We start from the raw sequence: 2,850 nt of genomic DNA on the forward strand, positions 1-2,850 counted from the left end.
CCAATCGGCGCGCTTAGTTTTTGAAAAGCTGGTCTTGACAACGGGCCCACTATATGCTGCCAGGTTCTCACATAGTCCGCATATTCCGCCGACGGGCCGTGCCAGGTCTTGCTTTCTGCATCGTAATGTTCTCCGGAGTTGGGGTACACCACCACCGGCTTATCCGTATACTTCCTGATTTCCAGAATCAAAGATTCCACATACTCCGGCGCCGTGCAGTTCACGCCCATGGCTTGCACGCAGGAAATCTTATCCAGCGCTTTCGCACAGTCGCTGATGAGATCATCGCCGCAGGTATGGAGGCCGTCTTTGCAGGAGAAGGAAATCCAGCAGGCAGCGTTTTCCATTTCCGAAAGCACGTCCGTTTCCGCCAGCGCTTCCACGAGGCAGGGAATGGTTTCACAGGCAAAAATATCAGGCCCCGCTTCCGCCAGGATGTGCATGCGATCCCGGTGGAAATCGGCCAGCTCTTCCCTTGTTTTGTCATAATGGCCCCGATATTCACTGCCGTCTGCCAGATAGGCGCCGTAGGGGCCTACCGATGCCGCCGTCAGCGGTACCGGCCGCTTTGCCGGCGAAGCCTCTGCCAGGAATTCGTCCCGTGCCTCCTGCACCAGTCTCACCGAGCGGATGAGAAGCTCCCTTCCCTCTTCCCGGGAAAAGCCCTTCTTTTCAAAGCCCTCCAGGGTGGCCTGGTAACTGGCGCTGGTGACAATGTCGCTTCCTGCATCGTAATAGGAACGGTGCACCGCCTTCACCATGTCCGGCTTCTCATAGAGAGCGATGGCGCTCCAGAGCTCGTCATTAATGGAAAAGCCCTGCCTCTCCAGCTCCGTGGAAAACGCGCCGTCCAGTACGATGAATGGGTATTTTTTTAAGATGTCTGCTATCATGATGGACTCCTTTGCTTCGCACCCTTTGGGCGCGAAAGGTTCTAAAGTTTAACAGGTCCTGCCGGGCCTGAAGGTTCTCAGGTTTGACGGGCCCGGGGCCAAGGGTTGTGGTTCAGCTCCTCTTTTTATTGTGCCCCCGCTTGCGGGGTGGCAAGGGAACGGGATTTGTAAGGAGCCGTCAGACGACTGAAAATCCCGTGACACGCTTCCCTTTGGGTAAAGGTGGTGCCGTCAGGCACCAAAGGGGGGCGGGCCCATAGGGCCCGTGGGTTGTGAACGGGAAGGTTCAAAGGGTTCAGAGGGTTCAAAAGGTTCAGAGGGTGGTGGTATCGCCCTGTCGGGCGATGGAGTTTTATACCGCCTGTCGGCGGCAAAACCGTAAAACCGCGCCTAACGGTCAGTCGATTAAAAGGAAGGCCCTTTTATGGGCAGGCTATGGGCCAACTTCGACTGACTTGCACATTCTCTGCAGAATGTGCACAGCGCGAGGGAAATGCACCCCTATCCCCGCTGCGCGGTACTTACCCAAAGGGAAGCATGTCACTGGATTTTCGGGTCGCGTGGCTCCCCTGCAAATCCAGTTCCTTTGCCACCCCGGAGGGGGAAGTCTGCTCTACATTCTACCTTCAGTTTCATAAGTTGTACTATGCATAGCGCCGCTAAAAGTCTCCCCTCCGGGGAGAAGGTGGTGCCGCAGGCACCAAAAGGGGTGCATTTCCATCGGACGCCAGCCCGGTTGTGAAGGTTTTCGCTGCCATAGGCAGTGCAGTCAGCGGATAGCGGATAGCGGATAGCTGTCTCACTGTCCCACTGTCTCACTGTCTCACTGTCTCACTGTCCCACCAGCTCACTAGTACACTATTTCAAAATTTTCTCCGGCGGTTCTTTTCCAAACCACTTTTTATAAATTTTTGTAAATTCTCCGTTTTTCTTAATCTTTGCCAAACCATCGTCGATTTTGGAAAGGAGCTCCTTATTGTCCTTCTTTACCGCAATGGCCAGGTCTTCTGTGGAAAGGGCCGCCGGGGCGGTTTTCACGGAGTGGTCTTCCGTTTTGGCCACATAGTATTCATTGGTGGGGATATCGTTGATGACGGCATCCACGGCGCCCTGTTTCAAGTCCAGGAAAGCGTCGCTCAGGGTGCTGTAGGTCCTTACCTTTGCCCCTTCGATTTTACGGGCCGCCTCTTCTCCCGTGGAGCCGATGGTGACGCCCAGGGTTTTTCCTTTCAGGTCTTCTTTGGTAAGAATATCACCGGTATCGCTTCGTACCACCACTCCCAGGCCTGCAATGTAGTAGGGTTTGGAGAAATCCACGGACTGCTTCCGGTCTTCGGTGACAGTAATGTCGTTAATGGCCACGTCCAGGTCTCCCGATTTCAAAGCCGGAATAAGGCCATCAAAATTCACGTTCCGAATTTCCGCAGTCAGCCCTTCTTCCTTTGCAATGGCATTGATAATGTCCACATCAAAGCCTTCATAGGCCTTGGTATCCATGTTCTGGAAACCAAAGGGAGGGTACGCCGCATCCATGCCCACCCGCAGAGTGGAGGATGACTGCTTCGACCCACAGCCGGTGATGGCGGCGGTGATGCCCAGAAAAAGGGCCAGGAAAAGAAATAGCTTTTTCATATGGATTACTCCTCTCTAAAAAGGGTTCATGGACACGCCCTTTGGGCGCGAAGGTTCGGCACCCTTCGGGTGCAAAGGGGCACGGCTTCGCCGTAGGTTGTGGCCTGCTGGCGCAGGCAGGTTGTATAGAAGGGTTGTGGTATCGCCCTGCGGGCGATGAGTTTTGTATGCCGCCTAAGGCGGCGGGATTGTCCCTCTCGTTCGAGAATACTGTTTTCTGATGTCTGTCGTCTGATAGTCTGATGTCTTCCCGCCGGTCGGTATTTACCAGCCTTTGTCTCACTTACGCCACGTACCAAGATTCTTCACTGCGTTCAGAATGACG

The 2,850-nt window shown here is 54.5% G+C and carries 2 protein-coding genes; both read right to left on the bottom strand.

The genetic code is table 11. From position 1 onward, the window contains the following. Positions 1 to 893: homocysteine S-methyltransferase (gene mmuM, locus Q0482_RS02945; protein WP_299143183.1), on the bottom strand; the 893-nt coding region annotated here is incomplete at its 3' end. A gap of 858 nt (positions 894 to 1,751) precedes the next feature. Next, positions 1,752 to 2,525 (bottom strand): basic amino acid ABC transporter substrate-binding protein, encoded by a 774-nt coding sequence (locus Q0482_RS02950; protein ID WP_299143184.1) that lies wholly within the window; start codon positions 2,523 to 2,525, stop codon positions 1,752 to 1,754. Positions 2,526 to 2,850 lie beyond the last annotated feature (325 nt).

The organism is uncultured Dialister sp., assembly GCF_937959425.1.
Taxonomy (GTDB): Bacteria; Bacillota; Negativicutes; order Veillonellales; family Dialisteraceae; genus Dialister.

Excerpts from the sequence above, each read along its gene's own strand:
- Q0482_RS02950 (WP_299143184.1), bottom strand. The coding sequence starts at position 2,525 with ATGAAAAAGCTATTTCTTTTCCTGGCCCTTTTTCTGGGCATCACCGCC.